Source organism: Exiguobacterium sp. MMG028, assembly GCF_027947425.1.
In the GTDB taxonomy this organism is placed as follows: domain Bacteria; phylum Bacillota; class Bacilli; order Exiguobacteriales; family Exiguobacteriaceae; genus Exiguobacterium; species Exiguobacterium aestuarii_A.
In genome coordinates this window covers 126,156-145,128 of sequence record NZ_JAQJIN010000004.1, presented here as the reverse complement: position 1 = coordinate 145,128, position 18,973 = coordinate 126,156, and the positions used below count along the sequence as shown (strand labels likewise).

At 46.0% G+C, this 18,973-nt stretch carries 15 protein-coding genes; 8 read left to right on the top strand and 7 right to left on the bottom strand.

Going from position 1 to position 18,973, the window contains the following annotated elements:
- Positions 1-240: 240 nt before the first annotated feature.
- Positions 241-1,866: a peptide ABC transporter substrate-binding protein gene (locus tag PJK55_RS13015; protein WP_271306072.1), complete on the bottom strand. Its 1,626-nt coding sequence runs from the start codon at positions 1,864-1,866 to the stop codon at positions 241-243.
- Between the two features lie 223 nt (positions 1,867-2,089).
- Here PJK55_RS13015 and PJK55_RS13010 point away from each other — a divergent pair, with 223 nt between their 5' ends.
- The gene (locus tag PJK55_RS13010; protein ID WP_271306071.1) at positions 2,090-3,493 is read left to right on the top strand and encodes a basic amino acid/polyamine antiporter; all 1,404 of its coding nucleotides are present in this window, start codon (positions 2,090-2,092) and stop codon (positions 3,491-3,493) included.
- An 18-nt stretch (positions 3,494-3,511) separates the two neighbouring features.
- On the opposite strand, the gene PJK55_RS13005 is transcribed toward PJK55_RS13010, so the two are convergent.
- Complete coding sequence (locus tag PJK55_RS13005) at positions 3,512-5,566, bottom strand: sensor domain-containing protein (protein ID WP_271306070.1); 2,055 nt, start codon at positions 5,564-5,566, stop codon at positions 3,512-3,514.
- A gap of 155 nt (positions 5,567-5,721) precedes the next feature.
- On the opposite strand from PJK55_RS13005, the gene PJK55_RS13000 reads away from it, so the two are divergent.
- The 3 genes from PJK55_RS13000 (at position 5,722) to PJK55_RS12990 (ending at position 7,737) form a co-directional block, all read left to right on the top strand.
- A complete protein-coding gene (locus PJK55_RS13000; protein WP_271306069.1) occupies positions 5,722-6,924 on the top strand; it encodes an ornithine--oxo-acid transaminase in 1,203 nt (400 codons plus the stop codon).
- Positions 6,925-7,006: 82 nt separating this feature from the next.
- Positions 7,007-7,399: a fluoride efflux transporter CrcB gene (crcB, locus tag PJK55_RS12995; RefSeq protein WP_271306068.1), complete on the top strand. Its 393-nt coding sequence runs from the start codon at positions 7,007-7,009 to the stop codon at positions 7,397-7,399.
- Positions 7,396-7,737 (top strand): fluoride efflux transporter FluC, encoded by a 342-nt coding sequence (locus tag PJK55_RS12990; RefSeq protein WP_271306067.1) that lies wholly within the window; start codon positions 7,396-7,398, stop codon positions 7,735-7,737. Before crcB ends, PJK55_RS12990 begins: the two co-directional genes overlap by 4 nt.
- 35 nt (positions 7,738-7,772) lie before the next feature.
- Here the strand turns inward: PJK55_RS12990 and yhfH are convergent, their stop codons facing one another.
- Positions 7,773-7,931 (bottom strand): protein YhfH, encoded by a 159-nt coding sequence (yhfH, locus tag PJK55_RS12985; protein WP_271306066.1) that lies wholly within the window; start codon positions 7,929-7,931, stop codon positions 7,773-7,775.
- Positions 7,932-8,083: 152 nt separating this feature from the next.
- Here yhfH and PJK55_RS12980 point away from each other — a divergent pair, with 152 nt between their 5' ends.
- Both PJK55_RS12980 and PJK55_RS12975 read left to right on the top strand, forming a co-directional pair.
- Positions 8,084-8,446: an ArsR/SmtB family transcription factor gene (locus PJK55_RS12980; RefSeq protein ID WP_271306065.1), complete on the top strand. Its 363-nt coding sequence runs from the start codon at positions 8,084-8,086 to the stop codon at positions 8,444-8,446.
- A 110-nt stretch (positions 8,447-8,556) separates the two neighbouring features.
- Positions 8,557-10,599 carry a heavy metal translocating P-type ATPase gene (locus PJK55_RS12975; protein ID WP_271306064.1) on the top strand — a complete coding sequence of 681 codons (2,043 nt, stop codon included), beginning with the start codon at positions 8,557-8,559 and terminating at the stop codon, positions 10,597-10,599.
- 44 nt (positions 10,600-10,643) lie between these two features.
- Here the strand turns inward: PJK55_RS12975 and PJK55_RS12970 are convergent, their stop codons facing one another.
- Positions 10,644-11,267, bottom strand: a complete 624-nt coding sequence (locus PJK55_RS12970) for a hypothetical protein (protein WP_271306063.1) — start codon at positions 11,265-11,267, stop codon at positions 10,644-10,646.
- A gap of 151 nt (positions 11,268-11,418) precedes the next feature.
- On the opposite strand from PJK55_RS12970, the gene PJK55_RS12965 reads away from it, so the two are divergent.
- Complete coding sequence (locus PJK55_RS12965; RefSeq protein ID WP_271306062.1) at positions 11,419-13,488, top strand: alpha-amylase; 2,070 nt, start codon at positions 11,419-11,421, stop codon at positions 13,486-13,488.
- A 31-nt stretch (positions 13,489-13,519) separates the two neighbouring features.
- Here the strand turns inward: PJK55_RS12965 and PJK55_RS12960 are convergent, their stop codons facing one another.
- The 3 genes from PJK55_RS12960 to PJK55_RS12950 form a co-directional block, all read right to left on the bottom strand.
- A complete protein-coding gene (locus PJK55_RS12960; RefSeq protein WP_271306061.1) occupies positions 13,520-16,135 on the bottom strand; it encodes a putative bifunctional diguanylate cyclase/phosphodiesterase in 2,616 nt (871 codons plus the stop codon).
- A gap of 106 nt (positions 16,136-16,241) precedes the next feature.
- On the bottom strand, positions 16,242-17,108 hold the full coding sequence (locus PJK55_RS12955) for a YitT family protein (protein WP_214696834.1): 867 nt from the start codon (positions 17,106-17,108) through the stop codon (positions 16,242-16,244).
- A 75-nt stretch (positions 17,109-17,183) separates the two neighbouring features.
- The gene (locus tag PJK55_RS12950; protein ID WP_074033005.1) at positions 17,184-17,591 is read right to left on the bottom strand and encodes a YkvA family protein; all 408 of its coding nucleotides are present in this window, start codon (positions 17,589-17,591) and stop codon (positions 17,184-17,186) included.
- Positions 17,592-17,704: 113 nt separating this feature from the next.
- Between PJK55_RS12950 and PJK55_RS12945 the strand changes: the two genes are divergently transcribed.
- Positions 17,705-18,943 carry an aminopeptidase gene (locus tag PJK55_RS12945; RefSeq protein ID WP_271306060.1) on the top strand — a complete coding sequence of 413 codons (1,239 nt, stop codon included), beginning with the start codon at positions 17,705-17,707 and terminating at the stop codon, positions 18,941-18,943.
- Positions 18,944-18,973: the final 30 nt, after the last annotated feature.

Genomic DNA, 18,973 nt, shown 5'->3' with positions numbered 1-18,973 from the left:
GACTGAGGCAATGAGGTCGGATGGATGATGTGTGAGGAAAACCAGGGTGTCTCAAGCAACCAGAATGGAGGCGAAGATAAAAACAATAAGATGTTCTTGTCATCCAATCCAGAAATATTGAGGATGCAGATTGCGGTAGCCAATAGGGTGAGCCATAGCGTCCAACTCTTCATAAGTAAAAATCCCTTTCACGACAGAAAAACATCCTTGATCCGTATAGGTATCAAGGATGTTATCTCATTATTTGACGTCAAGCCACTTGAAGCTCGCATCGGCACCGAACGGGTGACGGTACATGTTTTCGATGTTTGAACGCTCTAAGTATGCTTCACCTTTTTGGTAAATCGGAGCGATTGCGAAGTCTTCTTCAAGAAGGATACGTTCAGCTTCTTGCATCGTTTCCCAACGTTTCATCTGATCCGCTTCTTTCTTCGCTGATTGGATCAATTGATCATACTCGTCGTTTGAGTACTCCATACGGTTGAATGGTCCGTCTGTGACCCACATGTCGAGGTATGTCATTGGATCCTGATAGTCAGGGCCCCATCCAGCAGCAGAAACGTCATACTCACCTTTTCCTTCGAGGTCAAGGAAGTTTTTGAACGGTTGCTGTTTGATGTTAAGCGTCAAACCAGGCAAGTTCTTCTCGAGTTCACCTTTGATGAACTCGTTGACTTTCTTGAACGCTTCTTCATCACGTGAGAGGAACTCGAGCTCGATTGTTTCGACTCCTAGCTCTTCAAGACCTTTATCCCAAGCGGCTTTCGCTTCATCAACATTGTAGCTGAGGAGGTCTGGATGCTTCTCACGGAAATCAGCGCCGTCTTCTGTGAATGTGAAGTCTTTTGCCACGATGAAGTTCGCTGGCTGTGAACCGTCCGTCAAGATGACATCCGTTACACTTTGTTTATCAAATCCTTTGGCGAGTGCCTCACGGATGTTGACGTTTTGAAGCGCTTCGTTCTTTTGGTTGAAGCGAAGGAAGTTGATCCGTGCATCGGCACGCGTCTTAAATTCATCGCTGTCTTCAAATTGTGGAACGAATTCAGATGAAAGAAGCGTGTAGTCCGCTTCACCAGACTCGAACAAGTTGACACCTGTCGATACGTCTTTTACGACTTTGACGTTGATCGTATCCATCTTCACGTTTTCAGCATCCCAATACTCTGGGTTTTTCTTATAGACCCATCCTGCATTGTCTTGCCATTCGCTCAACACATAAGGACCGTTATAGAGCGTTTTGTCGACAGAAGTCGCGAATTCTTCGCCCTGTTCTTCGACGTACTCTTGTTTTTGTGGCATGTATGTTGGGAAACCAGTTAATCCTAAGAAATATGGTGCTGGTGCTTCCAACTGAACTTCAAGTGTCTTCTCGTCGATTGCTTTCGCACCGAGATCGTCAAGAGACGCTTCGCCTGCAAGAATTTTGTTTGCATTTTTTAAGTCTTGAAGGATATACGCATACTCTGCGCCTGTTTCCGGATTGAGTGCGCGTTTCCAAGAGTACACAAAGTCTTCAGCTGTGATCGGTGAGCCGTCTGACCAGTTCGCGTCACGTAGTTTGAACGTGTATGTAAGACCATCCTCGGATACTTCGACATCTTCGGCAATTCCTGGTGTCGGTTGGTTGTTCTCGTCTAGACGATATAAGCCTTCGAACACGTTGTTCGTCACGATAATCGATGTCGAGTCCGTCGTAAGCGTCGGATCGAGCTGTGGCAAATCTGTCGCCGATACCATTGTGATTTCTTTTTTAGCATCGCTTGAAGATGAATTCTCCGAACTTGATGAGTCATCTCCTGTACTACAAGCTGCCGTCGCTAATAATGCGACCCCCGATAAAGCTAGCCATTTTTTGTTACGCATTATACAACCTCCCGAAAATTCTGATAATTTAGAATATGTTGTAATTAAACTACATCTGGGATGAATATGCAATGGAATTTTTCAAATTATTCGAAAATATAAACTTATTTAGAATGTCTATCACTCAATCCTTTTAGGAAGTAGAATATAAAAATCAGCGAATGATTATACAGTATTTTTGTATAGTTATTCGATGAGATTATAGATTGGTGGAGGCGTTATTTTGAAACAACATTCAGCCGGAATCGGCTTTTTCGGTCTCGCGGCCATGGTCGTCGGGACAATGATTGGTGGAGGTGCCTTTAATCTCCCAGGTGCTATGGCACAAGGGGCAGGCGTAGGACCTGTTTTAATCGGATGGGGAATTACGGGGATCGGGATGATCATGCTCGCCTTTGTCTTTCAGTTTTTAGCGGACACGCGTCCAGAGTTAGAAGGTGGCATTTACGCCTATGCACGGGAAGGGTTCGGTAAATTTGTCGGATTTAACAGTGGATGGGGTTACTGGATGTCAGCATGGATTGGGACAGTAGCAAACATCACCTTGATTTTTAGCACGTTGGCATACTTTTTCCCTGTATTCTCGGCAGAACATCGATTGTTCCGTTTGTTCGTCAGTGCAATTTTGGTGTGGGGATTATTTTGGCTTATTTCCCGTGGAATGCGGGAGGCGGCACTGTTGAACATCGTCACGACGATCGCGAAGCTCGTTCCGATTTTTTTGTTCATCGTGCTCATTCTCTTCGCGTTTCAGATTGATACGTTCCGGGTCGACTTTTGGGGCGAGTCGGGATTTGTTTGGGCAAATGTTTTCCCTCAAGTGAAGTCTACGATGCTCGTGACATTATGGGCGTTCGTCGGTATTGAAGGGGCAGTCGTCTTATCCTCGCGCGCGCGTCAGAAAAAAGATGTAGGTCGAGCGACAGTGATCGGATTGATCGGCACATTGTTGATTTATATGATGATTTCGATTTTCTCGTTCGGTGTCATGACGCAAGAACAACTCGCAGCGTTACCAGAACCATCGATGGCCTATGCGTTAGAAGCGGTCGTCGGACCATTCGGTGCGACATTAATTAATATCGGGTTGCTCATCTCATTGACAGGCGCATTGCTTGGATGGACGATTTTAGCGACAGAAATTTCATATGTCGCTAGTCGAGATGGTGTCTTCCCGAAAGTGTTCAATCGACTGAACGCAAACGATACGCCAGTGAACGCATTATTGATCACACAGGTGTTTACGCAAATCGTCACAGCTGTTGCATTATTCTCGGAGCAGACGTACCTTGTCTTGTCGAGTATCGCCGGGATCGCAGCGCTCGTTCCATATCTTTTCTCGGCACTGTATGGATGGATGGAAGCGAAGCGGACGGCATCGTTACGGATGATGGTCATCTCTGCCATCGCCTCGATATACGCCACATGGCTACTGTATGCATCAGGAATCGAATACGTCCTGATTGCGATGATTCTTTACGCACCTGGTATTTTTGTCTTCCTGTTGGCAGAGCGGGAACAGGGACGCCCGTTCTTAACACGCACGCAGTCGATTATCGCTGTCGTTATTTTGTTATGTGCCACGTATGGCGTATATGGTCTTTGGACATCATCGATTGCATTATAAGAAAACTCACCAAACGCTTCATGCGTTCGGTGAGTTTTTTGATGACCGGAGTAATTGTTCGATTGCCTCTGGAGAAGCAGGTCTTGCATACAGGTAACCTTGGAATGAATCACACGCGGTAGACTTTAAATGCTGAAGCATCTCTTCGTCTTCGACCCCTTCGGCCACGACGTGAAGGTTTAAACTCTTCCCGAGATGGACGATGACGTCTAGCAAGTGAGATTTAGATGTCATCCAATCGTCGAGAAATACTTTATCAATCTTAAGTTCGTCGACTGGGAATGACTTTAAATACTGCAAGGACGAGAAGCCCGTTCCAAAATCGTCAATCGACAGACGATAATTCAGTCGCTTGATTTGCTCCATGCGCTCAATGATTTCATCGGTTTGTTGCATGACCAAACTTTCTGTGATTTCTAATATGATATCTGTCGGGTCAAGTTGTAGTTGTTGCTTAATGTTTCGAAGCGTATTCAAGAAACTGTCGCTTCTGAACTGATTAGGCGAAATATTAATCGCCATCGAGAGAGGCTGGTCAAATTCAGCTTTCCATGTCTTCAATTGTTTTGTCGCCTCTAAAATGACCCAGTTGTTGATCGGGACGATGAGTGCCATCTCTTCCGCGAGCGGAATGAACTCGGAAGGTGGGATTTGTCCCAACTCCTCGTGGTGCCAACGAAGGAGCGCTTCAAAGCCGATGAGACGGTCTGTCGCCAGCTCATATTTTGGCTGATACTCGAGATAAAAATGTTTTTCTTCTAGCGCGCGATATAAGGCTTTCTCGATATGAATTTGTCTTGAGAATGCGGCATCCATATCTTTTGTTACGAATTGTATCGTACCGACCCCGATCTGTTTCCCTTTGAAGAGGGCACTTTCAGCACGTGTATACAGTTCTTCGAGTGAACTCGCAGAAGACGGATAAAATACACAGCCGACCGAAATTGAGACCATGATCGAGTGATGGTAGATTCTGAATGGTCGTTGCAACTCGTGTTGCAGATGGCGGAGTGATTGGAACACTTCTTCTTTAGATTCTTCAAAATACATGACACCGAATAGTCCGCCCGTCGGATGGAACAATAAAGCGGATTCCGGGATGAGGTGGAGTGCGCGCTCCTTGATTTGGACGAGGAGCTCATTCCCGACGCGAGATCCGAACGATTCGTTTATGATTTTGAAGCGATCGATATCGAATAAAGCGATGTGGAGAAGTCCTTCTCGCTCATCGATTTGTTGAAGGATTGAATCGTATTGACGTAAGAATCCTTTTTTATTGTAGAGTCCTGTTAATTCGTTTTGGTAAGCAAGGAATCGAACTTCTTTTTCGAGACGTTTCTTTTCTGAAACATCGAATCCAAACGCCGTATACTGAATCACATCACTTTTTTCACTCACAATCGGCACGACGGTCAAATTAAGCCAGCACGGTTCCTGGTTATGCTCTTTGCAAGAAATCGGCATTTCTCCGTTCCAAATGCGATTTGTCGCTAAGGACTTTAAGACATCACGTGAAATCCTGTTTTGGTCACTTGCGTCATGAATGAGCTCGAACCAGTTTCGTCCGATTAGTTGCTGCTCCGTTGCATCGAGTAAACGACATAAGGATGGATTGATATCGACGATTTCCCCTTTTGCGTTCGTTGCCAAGTAATGGGTCGATTGCTTGATCATTTCTTGAAAATGATGAAGTAAATTAAATTGTTCTGTGCTAATGAGAGGTCCGAATCCTTTTGGCAGGAAGGCGAGAAAGTAGCCGTATATCCCTTCGAGCGAAAAAGATTGCAAGTATGCGGTCGCATAAATGACGGAGCCATCTTTATGTTGAAAAGGCGTCATCGCCGTCGTCGAAAATGGATATTGAAGGAGGAGCGGTGTCCATGTCTCCAAAGCATGCCCTAACTGCTGAACGACAGGAAGCGGTTGATGGAGGACTTCTTCACGTTCCCAGCCGAACAATACCTCGGCATGTGTATTCCATAACAGAACCGTACCATCTTGAGAAATGTAACAACACGGTACAGACAAAGCATCGATGAATTGGTCTACCGATAAATCACGCAATGAAGCCACATCATTTCCTCCAATCTGTCATGCTAAATGCATATTCTACTGTCAGTGTACCTGATTTTGCCAATTCAAGGAATGCTTAAGTTCGTCATTGTCAAAAGAAAGACGGACATCATATACTGAAAGGGTAAGATAGTTTTGAATAAGGGGGAAGCAATATGTCAAAAACACATGATGTGATTGAGCTGACAGAAAAATTCGGGGCACACAACTATCATCCACTACCGATTGTTATTTCGGAGGCGAAAGGGATTTGGGTAACCGATCCTGAGGGGAATCGCTACATGGATATGTTAAGTGCATACTCTGCAGTCAACCAGGGACACTGCCATCCGAAAATCATTCAAGCGCTCAAAGATCAGGCAGATAAGATTACGTTGACGTCACGTGCCTTTTACAACGATCAACTCGGACACTTTTACGACAAAGTGGTAACGCTTACAAAAAAACAAATGGTGTTGCCGATGAACACAGGCGCAGAAGCTGTAGAGACAGCGGTAAAAACAGCCCGTCGTTGGGCGTATGAAGTGAAAGGGATTCCAGGTCAGGCCGAAATTATCGTCTGCACCGGGAACTTCCATGGACGCACGATGGCTGCTGTGTCGATGTCGACTGAAGCAGAATACCAACGAGGGTTCGGACCATTATTGCCAGGATTCAAAGTTGTACCATATGGCGATATCGATGCGTTTGAAGCGGCAATCACAGAGAATACAGCAGCGTTCATCGTGGAACCGATTCAAGGTGAGGCAGGAATCATCATTCCACCAGAAGGTTACTTGAAACGTGCATCTGAACTCTGTCAACAACACAACGTCCTGTTCGTCGCTGATGAGATTCAGTCTGGACTTGGCCGTTCAGGAAAATGGTTTGCCATCGAGTGGGAAGATGTCACACCGGATATGTACATTCTCGGAAAAGCGCTTGGAGGCGGTGTCTTCCCGATCTCATGCGTTGCCGCGGATCAAGAAATTCTCTCTGTATTTAATCCAGGATCACACGGCTCGACATTTGGTGGAAACCCGCTCGCTTCGGCGGTCTCAGTCGCAGCGCTCGAAGTGTTGGAAGAAGAGAAACTTGTCGAACGCTCACTAGAGCTAGGGACGTATTTCATGGAACGTTTGAAATCAATCGACAACCCGATGATTCGTGACGTCCGTGGACGCGGGTTATTCATCGGCATCGAATTGACGGAAGCGGCTCGTCCATATTGTGAGGCACTTAAAGAACGTGGACTTCTCTGCAAAGAAACGCATGAGACAGTCATTCGATTGGCGCCACCTCTCGTCATCACGAAAGAAGAACTCGATCAAGCGTTTGAAGCAATCGAAGCAGTTCTTGCTCCGGCAGCTATTTCGTAAACAGCGACAGCTTGGTATAATAGCCTCAGTTGAATGGACACCTGCATGTTGCAGGTGTCTTTTTCGTGGAGGGAGGCATGAGATGCTGTACGTATACGTTGGGTTAGCAGGTGCAGTTGGAGCGTTGGCACGGTACGAACTTGGATTACTAGTCGCTTCTTTCGGAACGAGCCCGTTTCCAGTCGCGACACTCCTCATCAATTTAATTGGAAGCTTTCTGTTAGGATGGCTGACGCATCGATTCCTTCAAAGGGGAAAACCTTCTCCTCAAATCGTCACGATTATCGGAACCGGAATGATTGGGTCATTTACCACGTTTTCCACGTTTAGTGTAGAAACGATTCAATTAGTTGAACATGATCATGTACTTCTCGCTGTTACATATGTATTCCTCAGCATCACGTTCGGTTTATGGAGTTCCTGGTTCGGTTATCGCATCGGAACAAAAACGTCGACAAGAGGTGAAGTGAAATGACGCTTCTCTGGATTGCAGCCGGCGCCTTTATCGGTTCGATTCTCCGCTTCGCAATCGGTCAAGTCATGAAAAAATGGTCTGATTCAACTTTTCCTTGGGCGACGTTGTTCGTCAACGTGACAGGGTCGTTTGGTCTCGGGTACTTGTACGCGCACACCGATTACCAATCGCTCATCCTCTTTTTAGGCATCGGATTTTTTGGATCGTTTACGACGTTCTCGACTTTAAAACTAGAATTGATGCGGTTTGCGACAAAAGATTGGATTCGATTCGGCCTCTATTTGCTTGCGACGTATCTGTTCGGACTCATTGCGGCTTACATCGGTTGGTCGATGTAATAACACAACACCCCTTCGTCGAAGGGGTGTTGTGTTTATTCTGCGTGTTGAAGCTTTTCTGTGCATGAAGCACATATCGTTTCGTATGATTCGCACTGTTCGTCCATATGGTTCCCGCATTCCTGACATGTCTTATCCGGTAATTTTTGATAAAACTCGACAGATGATTCGAGTCGGCTCGCCCATTCATTCATATGAAAATGCCTCCTTCGGTAAATTGTCTGACAGTTTAGGTTGTTGTCATGATTGTATTATAACAGAAGTGTTTAAGTCAACTATAATATATAACAGATATATTACTGATTTTTTGCTACACTATATACACATAAAAGACGAGGTGAAAAATATGAAAGTGCCCCAATGTGAGACGATTGGGATCCAATCAGAAGACGTACCAACGCTACAAACTGCCTTGGCACAATTAGATGCCCCACGTGTCAGTCGATTGTTTAAAGCGTTCGCTGACCCGACTCGTTTGAAAGTACTGTATGTCCTGACGCTCGAACATGAACTTTGCGTTTGTGATGTTGCCGCCATCATCGGTCATTCGAATGCGACCGCATCCCATCATTTACGGACGTTACTCGAACAAGGACTCGTGAAATATCGCAAAGAGGGGAAAGTCGTGTATTATTCATTAGACGACGAACATGTCAGACAGCTTGTTGAAATTGCGCTGGCCCATAGCGAAGAACAAAAAGATGCTTGAATCCAATGGCCGGATCCTTTTAGGGTTCGGTCATTTTTTCCTATTGTCATGAATTTCATTTCGCGTTACGATATTTTCAAATGAACGTTTGAATGTTAGGGGTGAATGAGATGAGAAATCGAGACGTGTTACCTGTATCTGGAATTACCTGTACAAACTGTGCGGCAAAAATCGAGCGGGATGTTACAAAACGCGAAGAAGTAGCATCTTGCCAAATTGATTTCGCAACGAGCCGAATGGTGATTGAATGGATTGATGTTTCTGAGCGCAAAGCGATGCTCGATTCAATCGAGCAGACGATGAAACGAATCGAACCGGGTGCGAAGTTTATCAAAACAGAGGAAGATCAAACCGAACAACGAGATACGGTCCTTTGGCGATTCCTTGCGGCTGCCCTCATATTTTCAATTGCCCTTTGGATGGATTCCATTCCAGGCTACATCGTAGCGTATGGGCTAGCTGGATATGATGTCGTTTATGGTGCCGTCCGAAATGTATGGCACAGGGAATGGTTTGACGAAAAATTCTTAATGACCATCGCGACCATCGGGGCATTCGCGATTGCCGAATATCCGGAAGCCGTAGCGGTCATGTTGTTTTATCAACTTGGAGAATACGTGCAAGGGCGTGCGGTGCGCGCTTCGCGGAAGTCGATACAATCTTTGTTAAACATGAGACCAACACTCGCTCGCGTACTAGTTGGTGAGGAAGAAGTCGAGCGATTGCCAGAAGATGTAGCGGTCGGTTCACACCTGATTGTCCGTGCCGGAGAACTCGTTCCGATGGATGGAATTGTATTCAGTGGTGCGAGTTCACTCGATACAGCTTCATTGACAGGTGAGGCGGTTCCTCGTCAAGTGAGAGCGGGTGAAGAGGTGTTGGCGGGGATGATCAATTTGGAGGGACGACTCGCCATCCGAACGACGAAGCTCGCCGCTGAATCGAGCCTTCAAAAGATGATTGCCCTCGTAGAAGAGGCGAACGGGAAAAAGGCGAAGACAGAACAGATGATTACCCGATTGGCGAAAGTCTATACACCTTTCGTTGTCGTCATGGCGACACTCGTCGCATTTGTCCCACCGCTATTTGTCGGAGACTTGTCAGAGTGGGTTTACCGTGCGCTCATTTTCCTCGTCATCAGTTGTCCGTGTGCGCTCGTCATTTCGATTCCCTTAGGTTATTTCGGTGGGATTGGAGCGGGCTCTAAACAAGGTGTTCTTGTAAAAGGTGGAGAATATTTAGACACGTTAACAGAAGTGAACACAATCGTCTTTGATAAGACAGGAACGTTGACGACAGGGCGATTTGAAGTGACGAACGTTGTGACAACGGAAGGGGTACATGCTGAAGAATTGTTGCACCTTGCCGCTCGCGTCGAACGGGCATCGAATCATCCGCTCGCGCGAGCCATCGTCAATCGAGTCGGAGACGTTCAGCCGTTCGAATCGATTCAAGAAGAGCCCGGATATGGTCTCCATGCCCATGATGGCGATGATTACATTTACGTGGGTAGTGTTCGGTATATGAGGTATTTAGGTCAAACGATTGAGGATACATCGATTGGGACAAGTGTTCACGTGATGAAAAACAAGCGTTGGCTAGGGCGAATCGAATTAATGGATACGGTGAAGCCGGATGCGTATCCTGCAATCCAAGCGTTGAAGGAAGCTGGATACCGGACGGTGATGTTATCGGGAGACCGCCGCGAAGTCGCTACAACAATCGGCGAACGACTAGGACTAGATGAGGTGCGAGGCGAATTGCTTCCGCACGAAAAAGTAGAAGCGATTGAACAGATGACCGCCTCCCAAAAAGTTGCATTTGTCGGAGATGGAATGAACGATGCGGCAGCGTTGGCACGGGCCGATGTCGGACTTGTTATGGGGGGAGTCGGAAGTGATACAGCGGTCACGGCAGCAGATGTTGTCTTGATGCATGACGACCCGAACGATGTGGTTCGAGCCATCAAGCTCGGGAAACAGACAAAACGTGTCGTCTGGCAGAATATCTTCTTTGCGTTCGGAACGAAAGCGCTTGTTTTGGTTTTAGGATTATTCGGAATTGCGACCATGTGGGAGGCTGTCTTCGCAGACGTCGGTGTGGCACTGCTTGCCATCGCGAATGCGACGAGATTATTACGAATGACTTCATGATGACGAAAGGAGTGTTTCAGCATTAGTCTGAGACACTCCTTTTCCTACTCAATCGTTTCCTGTTGGGGTTTGATACGTGCTAACAAGAAGGTGAGGATGACGATGATGGCAATCAATAAAAACGTGATGGTAAACAGTACTTGAGTTAAGAATGAGACTTGATTTTCTGCTGCAATCAGCTCTTTCTGGATATCTTTATACTGCATCTGCTTTAGCGACCTTAAATCTTCTAGGATAGTCTGTCGTAGTTGCGTCATCGTCTCGGCTACTGCTGTTGCTTTAACAAGGTCACCTTCTTCATAGATGACGAGTACACGGTCGGCTTCTTTTTCCCATATGGCATCTCGCTCGAGTAAATCGAGGACGGAACTCGGTGTGTCCGGGTCATCGATGACGGACTGTTTCAATGCCCTAGCTTGCCGAGACATGCTATAGTACATCTCTAAAAAATGTCGATCTTCATAGGCGAGTAAACCACGGATCGCGTTTGCGCGTTCAATATTATAATACATAATATCTTCAATCGCCTCGTAAGAGCCGAGTTGTTCATCTTGTATGATTTCTAGCCGCTCATTCGTCTCCCTCAATTGGAAAATAAAAATGCCGATGATTGAGATGGATAGCACGGATAGGCTAATCCATAGTAAAATCCACTTTCGTTGTGACATCGTGACCCTCCTTTCTACTCCATCGTACATGATTTTGGAAAAATCGACAGAAAATATTTTTTTGAAAAAGGAAAAAACGGGTAAATGTATAATCAATTAGTGTAAGAACTTTATACAACAGAAGACCATTAGACACATAAGGAGAGTCAATATGTCAGAGAATTCATCGTTACACAAGTTGTACCAGGTGTTACAAGATCAGCGTACGAATCTTACTTACGAGATTCCGAGTCTATGGAATCGCATGCGTTTTCCTTCTGAACCGATTCGTGACGGGGTCGAGCGTGTGAATCCGTATGATTTTTTAGTAGAAACAATAGAGAAAGCGATTCTTCCATATGCGGTAGAAAGTCGAGCATATCATACGTCCGTCGCGAGTGCAGATGGCCATTTACAGACGGGTGGCGATTGGATTAAGCGTGCCTCTGTCTATTCGATGCAAGTTCGTACATCAACTTCCTGGGATCATGATGGATCGGGTTATGTGGAGATGCAGAACTCACTAGGGATGAAAGACACAGGCACATTTGTGAAAACGCTTGCGCTCATTCCACATCTCCTTTATATGGGGATTGATACCTTATTCCTGTTACCGATTTCTCAGCATAGCCATAAAAACAAGAAAGGTGAATTTGGCTCTCCTTATGCCGTTCAAGATTTCTTTGCCATTGATGAAGAGTTAAAGGAAACGTTGACTGGCGATGCGATGACTGTCGAAGAAGAGTTTTCAGCATTTGTAGAAGCTTGTCACATGGTAGGAATTCGTGTCGTCATCGACGTCATCCCTCGTACGTGTGCGCGAGACAACCGACTCATCCTTGAAAATCCAGAGTGGTTCTATTGGATTCCGCTGGCCGAAGTTGATTATTATCATCCACCGTCTGTACCGGGGATTGGGGAGAACGTAAAACCGGAATTCGCATTCTTGCCGATGGTGTATAACTCAGAAGATGTATGGCAACACTTGAGACGATTCTCGATGGCTCCGAACTTACTTGATGCTGAAAAATGGGAACGGGTACGTGCTTTCTTGATCGAACATCCAGAAGAGAACGTCCTCGCAACGATTGAACGAGAGTTCGGATTGACGACAGCGCCTGCCTTTTCAGACTGTATCAACGATCCACAACCACCTTGGTCGGACGTGACTTACTTCCGTCTCTTCTTAGACCATCCGCTTGCGGCAGCACCTTATGTGAACGATGCGAATATCGCTCCTTATATTCTGTTTGATTCAATCAAGTCCAATCAATTCCGAGGAAATGTCATCAACGAACCACTCTGGGAGATGCTCGCTGATATCATTCCACACTATCAACGCGAATATGGCATTGATGGCGCACGAATCGATATGGGACATGCACTTCCTGTCGATTTGGCACAGCGCATTCTAGCAAAACCACGTTCACTCGATTCGAACTTTAGCTTTATTGCGGAAGAATTGATTGAAGCAGGAGCTTGGGCGGCGAAAGATGCCGGTTATAACATGATCATCGGATATGGTTTTTATAAAGAACCTCGATTCGAGACACATGAGACGCATCAATTCTTATACGACTCACGCTTTTTACCACTTCCGGTGTTCGCGGCAGGGGAAACCGCGGATACACGTCGCCTTGCGACGCGAGAAGGGGGACGACAGGCAAGTCGGTTGTTGACAGTCTTGAACGGTTTTATGCCGAATGGTGTCCCGATGACAAACTCTGGACTTGAGTTATATGAAACGCAGCCGATGAACACCGGGCTCGATTGCCGTCCCGAAGAAGCGTACCAACTCTTCCCGACAGATCCGTATTTCGGAAAACTCGCGTTCTTTGATGCGTATCAGTTCCATTGGGATCATCCAGAGCGAGATGAAATGATCGAAGTGATGCATCAAGTAGCAGAGATTCGTCGCCGTTGGCTCGATGTACTCGTTGACCCGAACCATTTTGAACCACTTATTTTAAACGAACCGTTCGCACCGTTTATCGGATTCGCGTGGTTACGTCCAGAGACGAACGATACGTTGCTCGTTGTAGCGAACACAAATATGTGGGAGTCGTTACGAGGCGTGGTTTCCCTTGATGGTGTACGTCGCCGGAATTGGAACGCGAGTCGTTTTGCGGAGATGGTCTATTCACCAACTTCGTGGCCATATGCGGAACATGCGTTTGATGAACAATGGAATCTCCACGTCGATTTAAAACCTGGTGAAGTCAAAGTATATGAGATGAAATGAAAAAACGCCTTGAACCGATATATCATTCGGTTCAGGGCGTTGCGTGTTTCATGTAATAAATGACGAACTCATCAAGTGGCATCGGCTTTGCATAGCGATAGCCTTGCATGGAGTCACATCCAATTTTACGAAGGAACGTCTCTTGATATTCAGTTTCTACACCTTCGGCGACGAGTGCCATACCAAGTTGTCGTGCCATGGCGACGATGGTCGTCGTGACCATCTGATATTCACGGTTCTCTTCAAGTTGCATCGTGAATTCACGAGGGATTTTCAATTCATCGATTGGGTAACGAACGAGATAGGCCAGCGAACTATAACCTGTCCCAAAATCGTCAATCGAAAGTTTGATACCGAGCGACTTTAATTCTAGGATTCGATTCAAGACGCGATCGGAATGATGAGCGGCGACCGTTTCGGTTAATTCAAAATTGAGTCGGGACGGATCAATTGGGAATCGCTCGAACAACGTATTCAAATAATCAATTAAATGCTCATCAAACAATTGCCGAACGGACAAGTTGACCGAAAGCTTCGGCAAATGAATATCTCCTTGTTCGAATACGTGAATCAGTTGGAACGTCTCATGAATCATCCAGCGACCTAAATCGTGGATATGACCGGTTTCTTCAGCAATCGGAATGAATTGACTCGGGGGAATGAACGTCCCGTTATGTTGCCAACGCATGAGCGCCTCTGCTCCAATCACTGCCTTCGTAGACGCATCGACTTGAGGTTGGAGGAAAAGTGAAATCTCTCCTTTTTCAAGTGCGGTATCAAGTCCTTCCATCAATACTTTCCGTTCTTCCTTGTCTTCCCGCAATTCTGGTTCGAACATGACGGTTTCGTCACGACCTTTGTCTTTTGCGCGATACATGGCGAGATCGGCGTTCGAGAGCAAGTGTTTCAATTTCTTACCATGCTCTGGGAAGCGGACGATTCCAATCGAGGCATGCACTTCAACCAGTGTTCCAGCCATATAATAAGGTGGGCGATAGACGAGACGCCGTAAGCGTTCTGTCAACATTTCATCATCACCGTGCTCGGCGACGACAATAAATTCATCACCACCGAGACGTCCGGCATATTCGTTTGGAAGGAGTGCGGTCCGCAGTCGTTTTCCGATATGCTGCAGAAGCTCGTCTCCCATATGATGGCCAAACTGGTCGTTAATTTCTTTGAAGCCGTCTAAGTCAGAGAACATGAGCGTGAACGTGCGACCTTCTTCGATCAAACGTTCAATTTGCTCTTGTAGCGCGTAACGGTTGTGAAGCCCTGTCAGACTATCGAATTTGGCTTGGTATAAAATTTGTTCTTGCTGCTCGATCATTTGCGTGATGTCTTTCGCGATAGCGTAAATACCTTCGACTTCCCCGTCGATGATCATCGGAACATTGACGAGTTGCCAAACACGTGTCTCGCCTTCTTCGGTCATAATCCGTACATCAATCGTTCTCGGTCGACCGTTTGATAACTCTTGAAGAATAATCGTATACGGTGCACGATCTTTCGATTCGATGATGTCGAGGATATTTGACCCGAGTAACTTGTCCGTCGTCAATCCAAGAATCGAACTTCCTGCCTCATTGACCGACAACACTTCGCCGTGCAAATCGAATAAGAAAATTGGTTCTGAATGATAGGCGAAGAGCGAGCGGTATTGCTGTTCACGAATCTCGAGTTCATGCGCCTTTGTCGACACGGCCACTTCTAAATCTGTATTGACTGAATGAAGACGATGGCTGATGAGCGCGTTCTGTTTTGAGACGACGAACTGGCGAATGAGCAAGAGAAGCACGGCATTCGCAATCATCGAATCGGTTACAGACGTACCGAGAAGGCGGTCTGAAGCGAGTAAAAATAGCATGACGACGATACTGTACAGAATGTAATCCAAAATGGAATCGTAAGCAAGGGCGTCTTCCGATATATCCTCGACCCAATAACTGATGGAAATCATAAGGATACTACTGACTTGAACTAGATGAACTAGTTCATGTGTGATTCCTGAAAACATGAAGAGCGTGTTCGCGATTGAGGCGACCGTGAAGCTTAAAATTCCGACGAGTACAAGAATCCGGAATTTGTGTCCAGCCGAGACGACGCGATTTAAATACAAGAACGATAGCATCATATAAAGGCTGATCAGGAGCATCTGCTCTTCAAAGCCGCTCAACTGAGACACAAGTGACACATCTTGTGTGGAATAAAACCAGATATGTAGCGCACCAATCACAAAAAAACTAAACAAGGCGAACAAGTCGAACGTACGTAATTTCAACGTACGAATCTCAATGGATTGAGTAATGACAATCAGAGCCATAATTAAGTAAAAGAAATTTTGTAGGAATAAGAGTAACTGAGTATTCGCACCTGTCGAATCATAGTGCATCAGTAAATAAAGTGTGAAGCACACATTGCCTGCACTGATCAAAACGTGAATAAACCGTCTCATTCCTTTATGTTTAAAAATAGCTACTCCACTGAATAGGGTGGCCGCTCCTGAAATAACGAGGTAATAGATGAGCAACGTGCTGTTTCGTAAATCATGAGGGGTCAAAAATAATAATAAAAGTCCGGTCAAAAATGTTCCGATGAGAATCGCCGGAACGTATTGGCGCAACGAGTGAACTGACAACTCATGCACCTCCTTCTTTATATGTATGGGTCTCTTATTTATTATCGGAATAGGTGACTGAAGATTACACAAAAAAATCGACAACAATACGAGATTGTTGTCGAACAGGTAGAATTTAAAGCGTATAGGAGTGTTCTTTGAAGTTTCCTACGATGGAATCGATTTCGGATACAGTGACAAATGCCTCAGAATCGATTTCAGAAACAATCTGACGAAGTCGAGGGATTTCATTGTTCTGGACGACGACGTACAGCATTTTTTTCGAATCGTTCGAATATCCGCCTGTCGCATCCATGATGGTGACGCCACGTTTTAAGTTCTGCTTAATGACCAAGTTGATTTCATCCGCTTTCTGACAAATGATGAAACATTGCTTTTGAGCGGAGAAGAACTTGTGAATCGTGAGCAACGTGCGTGACCGAACAAAACTTAACACAAGGGCATACATGACGGCTTTAATGTCAAAGACAATGAAGACCATTACATAAACGATGATATCTTGAGTCAAAAAGATTTTAGGTAACGACAAGTTTCGGTTGTTCATATAAATGACTTTCCCTAAAATATCGAGACCGCCTGTAGAAGCGCCTGCGAACAAAAGAAGGGCAAGTCCGAGACCTGAGACGATTCCGCTGAACACGGAAGCGACGAGTGGGTCGTCGAGCGGAGTCGGTGGGATAAGGACCGGTAAACTATCAATCAAGATAGAAGAGAGCACGACAACAATCCCCGTCATCAAAATAAAGCGACGTCCTAAGTATTTTAACCCTAAGATGAAAAGTGGGATATTGAGCACGAGCTGAGTCATCCCGATTGGCGTTCCGAATAGTTCGTTCGTAATCAACGTGATTCCGACGATTCCCCCAGAACCGATTTCATTGGGTTTGAGCAGTAAACTGACAAAGACAGACTGAAGGATTGTCCCGGCAATGATGAACAGTACCGTTTCAAGGGCAACCCGTTTTCGAGATTTAGCATACATAGATAGTGGCTAGGCCTTACGCCTCCTTTTGGTAAGTCTTCTGCTAGCGTACTGCTACTTGTTCCTCATTTCAAGTCACAATTCGTTATGGAATCGGTCGATATCACTCGCCAATTGTTCATGTACATAGTCGATCACCTGAGCGTCATCGAATAATCCGAGCGGTACATCATCCGGAATCGCATCGAACGGTGAGACGAAGTATAGGATTGCCGCGACGAGCTCTTCTTGTTTGTCTGGTTGCATTTCAAATTGATCATTGTACAGCGCACGCAACATATTCAGCATTTGTTTCATCTGGAAGTAGAGCGTCAGTTCTTCTTCGCGCTCGATGTTGCTGATTTCATTGGATGCCACGTCTACGGTCACTTTTGCGAGGGCGCGTTCACCTTGGACGAGTAAGTCGCCGAGTTGTTCGCGGTCGTGGATGTCTTCTTTCGCTTGTTTCAAAAAGTGTGTGTAGGTTGATTTCCAATCTGCCATAGTAGATTCCTCCTTCATTCTTCATCTACTAATATGCCCGTTTTTGCGCATTGGTTGCAACTTTTCCTGAAATTTAAGAAAATAAAGATAACTGAAAAGGAGGAACGATACATATGTCTATGATTTCTATGCCGACAGAGGCAGATTTCGCACGCTATGCAGAGCTAGCTGTGAAAAAAGGTGTCAATATTCAACCAGGACAACAGCTAGAGGTACGTGCCGACATCAGCCAGGCACCACTCGTACGTCACGTGGTGAAAGCCGCGTATGCGGCAGGTGCGAAACAAGTATTTGTTAATTGGAGCGATGAGGAGACATCAAAGATTCGTTATTTCGATGCACCAGCAGACTCGTTCAAAGAGTTTCCAGATTGGTTAAAGGCTCGTTTTGAACAATTGGCTGAAGAGAAGACGGCATTCTTGTCAATCGTCAGTGATGACCCAGATGCCTTGAATGGTGTCGAATCGTCACGCATCTCGGATGCGAACCGTGCAGCCGGACAAGCACTTGCGAAATGGCGTCAATATGTGATGAGTGACAACGTGAGTTGGTCAATCGTTGCAGGTGCGTCAGAAGCGTGGGCTGAAAAAGTATTCCCAGGGCGTGAAGATGCGGTCGCAGCTTTATGGCAAGCGATTTTCGCAGCAACACGTATGGATCAAGAAGATGTGGTCGCGGCATGGGATACACATGATCAATCACTCCGTAGCCGCGCGAAGTTGCTGACAGAGAAGAAGTACGCGAAGTTGCACTACCAAGCACCAGGCACTGAACTTACAATCGGGCTTCCGAAAAAGCACGTCTTCCTTGGCGGTGGTGGTCCAAACATCGATGGCATCGACTTTATCGCGAACATGCCGACAGAAGAAGTGTTCACGCTCGCGGATAAAGATTCTGTGGAAGGTCACGTGTCGAGCACGAAGCCACTCAGCTACAGCGGAAACTTGATTGACGAGTTCACGCTTTGGTTTGAAGGTGGGAAAGTCGTCAAGGCAGAAGCGAAAAAAGGACAAGCGGCTCTTGATGAGTTGTTGAACATGGATGAGGGAGCACGCCGCATCGGTGAAGTGGCGCTCGTTCCAGATGATTCGCCAATCTCAAACTCAGGTCTTCTCTTCTACAACACGTTGTTTGACGAGAATGCATCATGCCACTTGGCATTAGGTCGTGCCTACTCGACATGTCTCGAGGGCGGTCCTTCGATGTCGCAAGAAGAACTCGCGGCGAACGGCGCGAATGACTCGATGACACACGTTGACTTCATGATTGGGTCAGCTGAAATGAATATCGATGGTGAACGGGAAGACGGCACGCGCGAAGCAATCATGCGTGACGGCAACTGGGTCATCTAAACGAAAGAGCGAATTCCGTAAAAGGAATTC

What these genes read in the sequence shown, in the direction of transcription:
- PJK55_RS13015 (WP_271306072.1), bottom strand. Translation starts at nt 1,866, where the DNA reads ATGCGTAACAAAAAATGGCTAGCTTTATCGGGGGTCGCATTATTAGCG.
- PJK55_RS13000 (WP_271306069.1), top strand. Translation starts at nt 5,722, where the DNA reads ATGTCAAAAACACATGATGTGATTGAGCTGACAGAAAAATTCGGGGCA.
- crcB (WP_271306068.1), top strand. Translation starts at nt 7,007, where the DNA reads ATGCTGTACGTATACGTTGGGTTAGCAGGTGCAGTTGGAGCGTTGGCA.
- PJK55_RS12990 (WP_271306067.1), top strand. Translation starts at nt 7,396, where the DNA reads ATGACGCTTCTCTGGATTGCAGCCGGCGCCTTTATCGGTTCGATTCTC.
- yhfH (WP_271306066.1), bottom strand. Translation starts at nt 7,931, where the DNA reads ATGAATGAATGGGCGAGCCGACTCGAATCATCTGTCGAGTTTTATCAA.
- PJK55_RS12980 (WP_271306065.1), top strand. Translation starts at nt 8,084, where the DNA reads ATGAAAGTGCCCCAATGTGAGACGATTGGGATCCAATCAGAAGACGTA.
- PJK55_RS12975 (WP_271306064.1), top strand. Translation starts at nt 8,557, where the DNA reads ATGAGAAATCGAGACGTGTTACCTGTATCTGGAATTACCTGTACAAAC.
- PJK55_RS12970 (WP_271306063.1), bottom strand. Translation starts at nt 11,267, where the DNA reads ATGTCACAACGAAAGTGGATTTTACTATGGATTAGCCTATCCGTGCTA.
- PJK55_RS12965 (WP_271306062.1), top strand. Translation starts at nt 11,419, where the DNA reads ATGTCAGAGAATTCATCGTTACACAAGTTGTACCAGGTGTTACAAGAT.
- PJK55_RS12955 (WP_214696834.1), bottom strand. Translation starts at nt 17,108, where the DNA reads ATGTATGCTAAATCTCGAAAACGGGTTGCCCTTGAAACGGTACTGTTC.
- PJK55_RS12950 (WP_074033005.1), bottom strand. Translation starts at nt 17,591, where the DNA reads ATGGCAGATTGGAAATCAACCTACACACACTTTTTGAAACAAGCGAAA.
- PJK55_RS12945 (WP_271306060.1), top strand. Translation starts at nt 17,705, where the DNA reads ATGTCTATGATTTCTATGCCGACAGAGGCAGATTTCGCACGCTATGCA.